Here is a 5576-nt window from a genome sequence, read left to right on the forward strand (position 1 = left end):
ACCGCAGGCGTGGACTGTCCCTGATCCAATTGACGCAAGGCCAAGGCGCGCAATGTCGTGCGTACCGACTGCAACCCGCCTCCTAACAACTGATCGATCTGCTGTCGATCTCGCTGCTTGAGTTCAATCTGAAGTCGTATGCCTCTGCTCACTCCCCAGATATACAGCCAGCACCAGAAACCAACAAGCGCCTACATTGGTTACCTATACATGCGGCCACAGTACTAGCTGCCGCTAAAGCTCGCGGGCGGCTGGGGGGACGCAAACCGAAACTGGCAAAGGACCAGATGAACAAGATTCGCTCACTGTGGGATGGCAATCAGTATTCGAAGCAGGAACTCGGAACGATGTTTAGTGTGTCGAAATCCACCATTGACCGGATCGTTAGACCGGAACCGGTGAAGCTCAAGGTTGCAGCCAAAGCACGGAAGTCGAAGAGAACCACAAACAGGCCGAGGGGAGGGAAGTGATGCGAGTAATTTCCACTGGCGGCGGGTTTGACGTAGGGGAAAGTGATCGGCGGTGAAGACTTCGACCCGATCACTGGGACATGCGATCTTGATTCAACCTTCACCGTACGCTGCGATGATGGAGCATTGTTCCAGGTACACGGCTGGATGGTTGAGGTTGCGGCAGTTGATGAGTGTCACCATCTCGCGCAGTAGAATATGTTGAACGAGACCCAGCGAGTTTAATGCGCGATGGCTGACGCCGGTTCCCGGTCAGGACTTCGATCCGCCAGCGTGCGATACGGGGCTAATTTTGCTACATCGATGGGCAGCTCATGATCCAACCCTAGAACGCATGCTTCCGGAGATCCCTGACGATGCAACGGGGCAATATGCCGAAGCGTTCTCTAGAGGCACATGAACAAGTGCCCAAAGTGTAACGAGGCACGAATCATTAACATTCCTGATGTCGATGTTTAAATTCTCCGAGTTGGCTGCAAGATCCCCAAAGCGCCTGACTGTACATAACGATCATTTAGAGGTTTCATATCCATCCAGAGAAGCATGAGGGTGTGAATAAAAAGCTATGCGACGAATCATCAATCGCTATTCTTCTGAGCTTTGGAACAAATCTGCTTGCCCAGTCCTTCCAGACAACAGTCGCGCCGGAGCCTGGAGAGGATTTGGCACGAGACTGCCACTACGACCTGACTCTGGTGACCGGGAACAAAGCGATTAATGGAATATGGGTCATCTATGACAGAGGTCCGCAGATCACGTCCTTCTATTCCGACGCTGATGTAACATCACTTGCGAAACGACATCGTCTGGCTCTTCTATTGGCCCATCAGTGCAACAGCATCAATGCTCCTGGCGGACCAGGGGAGATGGACATGGATCCTACTCACGGTGTCGGAAGAGCGCTCTTTACGGCGATCGATCAGTTCGCAAAACAGAGCCATCATCGGGAACTGTCATCTTCAGGTCTTGTCTTGCTTGGTTTATCTGGCACTGGAGCCCTATTCGCTCACTTCGAGGAATATGCTCCGACCCGTGTGATCGCGGCAGTTCTCATTCATCCAGCGCATTATCAGCCGATGGCTCTTGATCGGGTGAATCTTTCCGCGGAAGGGCTTAAGGTTCCCGAACTAATTTTTGCCGGAAGTGCCGACAAGGTTGCCACCACCCAGGCTCCCTACGACTATTTCCTGCGTTACCAACGGAAAGGTGCGCCTTGGACATTTTTGGTGCAGAATGATGCCGGTCACCTCGCTGTGAAAGTGACGAAACCCATGGTTCTGGTATGGCTTGATGAAGTGCTGGCGCGCAGAGACCCGAAGCCAAATCAACCACTTCGTACGGTTGACGCAAAAGATTCCTGGGCGGCTTATATAGCGCGATGTCCATCTACCGAGAGCGTTCCTCGGAGTTGGAATGTATGCCATGCGGTCATTGAAAAAGCCGGTTCTCCGGAACCTGTGGATATGATGTCTGCGGGGTGGTTGCCCTCTAAAAGGGTTGCTGAGTTGTGGTTGCAGACTGCGCAGCAAAAAGCTCCGTAAGCTAAATGCCGCCAGTCGAGCTACGATCCGCTCGGTATTTTCGATTTTTTGGGCTGTCAAGGTGCCTACCAACCCGTTCCCTCAGATAGGCCTTGAGAGCAGAGCTAAACTCCCCAACAAGCCTGTGCCTTTCGTTTTGCTTCAGTCGCCCGTATTCCTGGGCAAGGCCCATGATGATCCGTAACGATGGTCACGAATTGTGCGTCCGTTGGCGACAGCTGGGGATTCCTGTCACGGATTAAGCTGGGGATTCCTGTCACGGATTAAAGCTGCGAAGCCTTCCCGCAGGCGGAAGCGGGTTTCGTCGTCGCGTTTGTATTGTTTCGGTGCCGCCATGAGATGGTATCGACAAACGCGTCCAGATCCAGCATTTGCTGCGGCCATAGCGAGGCCATCTCCTCCGCGTAGCGAGCGCTCAAGGCGTAGACGATGGCGTCCTTATCCGAGAAGAATCAATCAGCCCAAGGTCTCCGCCCTGCTGCATTACAAGCTGGAAGGCTTCTCTGTGGAGCGGCTAATGCGTTTTTTGGTCGCCCTCGGGCAGGACGTTGAGATCATAGTGAAAGCTAAGCCCCGGTCCCGTTCCGCCCGTATCGCCGTCTGCGCTGCCTGATCCTGCTTGCATGAATTCAGCACGACGCCCCGCATTGCCTTCTCGCTGCGCTCGTTCTGGAGATAGACACCATCCCTAAGCCTGATGGCTTAGGACGGCTGTCATAAACCGGTGGCACTGGACGAAACTCGAACAACCTCGGACCAGGTTCGGCGGTGACCGATGGTTGTTCGATGGCGTTCGAGCTTCGGGTTCTATCCGCCAGGGGATTAGCAAGGTGCGGTGCACAATCACACTCGCGGTCCTATATTGCGCAGTAGACTTCAGGAAGGCACGAATCACGCCATCCTGACCGAAGATAGAGCTTCCGCTCGTTACGCCCACCAACGGCGGTACAATTCGGGCTAGTCAGAGCCGGAAAGGAGATTTCGAACAAAATGCCAGAAATAGGAAGCATGCAGCGGGACAACGTGCGCATTTCTTCCGAGCTATTCGGGGCATATCTCAAGTGCCCGACCAAGTGTTTTCTACGGTCGCTTGGTGACGCACGAAGCGAAAACGGTTACGCGAATTGGGTTAACAACCAAGAGATTTCTTATTTAGATGAGGGCATCAAACATCTTGTGGAGGGCGTTGGACAGATCGAAGTCGTTACCGTGCCAATGGACTCAAAGGAGATGCGCTCGCCACAATGGCGCCTAGCAGTAGGGACTCTTGTGCGCACGCAGCAGAATCTCGAATCGACCGTTCACGCTATAGAGCGATTGGTGTCCGAGGGCGAAGAGAAATCGGTGCAACTTATCCCGATTCGATTGATCCCCAGAAACAAAGTGCACAAGCACGACAAACTGTTGTTAGCGTTCGATGCGCTTGCATTGTGCGAAATGCTCGGTTGCGAGGTCCGCACGGGCAAGATAATCCACGGAAATAGCTACGTCACGCTCAAGTCAACACCGCTGCCTTGGCGAGCGAAGCAAGGAAATTAACTGAGGAGATCGCAGTCCTCATCTCTAACACATCACCTCCGGAGCTGATTCTCAATCGTCATTGCCCCGAGTGCGAGTTTCAAAATCGGTGCAGGGAGAAGGCGATTGGGAAAGACGATATCAGCCTACTCTCGGGAATTACTGAGACTGAACGCAACAGTCAACGTAACAAGGGGATATTCACTGTCAACCAACTTTCCTACACCTTCAAGACGCGTAGGCCATCCAAGAGATCAAAGAATCCTGCAACGCCGCACTATTTTGCCTTGAGGGCGCTCGCCATTCGGGAGAACACTGTTTATATCCACGGGACTCCTCAAATTCCTAAGACAGAGACGCAAGTGTATCTGGATATCGAAGGACTTCCCGACGACGAGTCTTATTACCTTATTGGCGCGCTGATTGTTACCGGCGGAAAAGAGAGCTTCCATTCGTTTTGGGCCGACGACGAATCACAAGAGCAGGACATATTTCTCCAGTTTGTTGATGCCGTCTGCAGGCTGGGTGATTGTCGAATCTTGCATTTCGGAGAATATGAAACAGTCGCATTGAAGCGGATGAAGGCAAGGCTGCCAGAGTCCTTCCATCCGAAGGTCGATGCCATTCTCGAGCGCGCAACAAACGTACTGTCGATCATTCGTCCTCACGTCTACTTCCCGGCCTATTCGAATGGCCTTAAGGATATTGGGCAATACCTTGGGTTTAAGCGGACCCACGAAAACGTCACTGGACTGCAAACCATAGTTTGGCGGAAGGATTGGAGCAGAGCGAAAGCTCCTGATATTAAAGCTCAGTTGCGTCAATACAATGAAGACGATTGCCGTGAGTTGAAACACGTTTTTGAATTTATCGGCAGCATTATCTCTTCGGACGTGCCAATCACAGCCAGCCATGAGCAAAGGTCAGTAGTCAACACAGCGGACCTGAGGCAGCCCCGTTCAGGATCTCACAAGTTTCGAAAAATCGAGTTTGCCGTGCCCGAGCTTGATGTCGTAAATCGAGCCGCATACTTTGATTACCAGCGTCAAAAGATCTTCGTCCGAATCGGCACATCCCTCAAGCGGCTTCTCAAGAAAGACTCGCCGAGACGATCGCACCTGAAGGCGAATAAAGTTCTCCAAGTCGATGCCAAGAAGTGCACTTCGTGTGGGAGCAGGAAAGTCTCTCAGTTGCGTCCAGTCAAGAGAACGCTGATCGATCTGAAGTTTTTCCGAGGCGGCGCAAAAAAGTGGGTAACAGAGTATCTTTCCTGGAAGTACAAATGCGCAAGATGTGGCACTTTATTTATTCCTGAGGGTGTTCCCGGCGGAAGAGCGCCAAAATATGGACACGGACTTGTAACTTGGTGCATATACTATAACTTGGTCTGTGGGCAGAACATGCTTAGGGTCCGACGAGCACTGAAAGACATTTTTGATCTTGACATTCCACAGCCGACACTTTTCAGATTCAAGTCATCGCTGCGTGAAACGCTTCAACCTATCTACGAAAAGATCTTTGTTCACCTATTGAAGGGCTCGCTCCTTCATATCGACGAAACTGAAGTGAAATTGAGAGGGTGTAGTGGGTATGTTTGGGTATTTGCAAGCGTGGATGCAGTTTACTTTGAGTATCGGGACTCACGAAAGGCTCAATTCCTGGGACCACGTCTTGAGGAATTCAAGGGCGTTCTCATCTCTGACTTCTTCACCGGGTACGACTCCCTAAAGTGCCCCCAACAGAAGTGCCTAATACACCTTATACGCGATATGAACGAAGATTTGCTCGCCAACAGCTTTGACAACGAATTTAAGCAATTAGCGCAGAGATTCGCTCATTTACTGCGGAAAATCGTCGAAACGGTTGATAAGTATGGTCTGAAGAGACGACATTTCCGCAAACACAGGAATGATGCAGATCGGTTCCTAAAGTCAGTTGAGATGACCAGATATTCGTCGCCCATTGCAACGAAGTACCAAGAACGAATGGGTAAGTATGGCTCAAGGCTATTCACTTTTCTGGACTATGATGGAGTGCCGTGGAATAA

Annotated in this window: 4 protein-coding genes; all 4 read left to right on the forward strand. The window is 51.6% G+C overall.

The window, feature by feature from the left end; genetic code table 11:
• The first annotated feature begins 1021 nt into the window (after positions 1–1021).
• Positions 1022–2011, forward strand: coding sequence for a hypothetical protein (locus tag Q363_RS30225; RefSeq protein ID WP_035358142.1), 990 nt, complete (start codon positions 1022–1024; stop codon positions 2009–2011).
• A gap of 334 nt (positions 2012–2345) precedes the next feature.
• Positions 2346–2624: an XRE family transcriptional regulator gene (locus Q363_RS39550; protein WP_084080924.1), complete on the forward strand. Its 279-nt coding sequence runs from the start codon at positions 2346–2348 to the stop codon at positions 2622–2624.
• A 395-nt stretch (positions 2625–3019) separates the two neighbouring features.
• Complete coding sequence (locus Q363_RS30230; RefSeq protein WP_157467915.1) at positions 3020–3550, forward strand: hypothetical protein; 531 nt, start codon at positions 3020–3022, stop codon at positions 3548–3550.
• Positions 3526–5576, forward strand: a 2051-nt coding sequence (locus Q363_RS30235) for a TM0106 family RecB-like putative nuclease (protein ID WP_035358146.1), incomplete at its 3' end; no start/stop codon positions are given. The genes Q363_RS30230 and Q363_RS30235, both read left to right, overlap by 25 nt.

This window comes from Edaphobacter aggregans DSM 19364, assembly GCF_000745965.1.
Lineage (GTDB): Bacteria > Acidobacteriota > Terriglobia > Terriglobales > Acidobacteriaceae > Edaphobacter > Edaphobacter aggregans.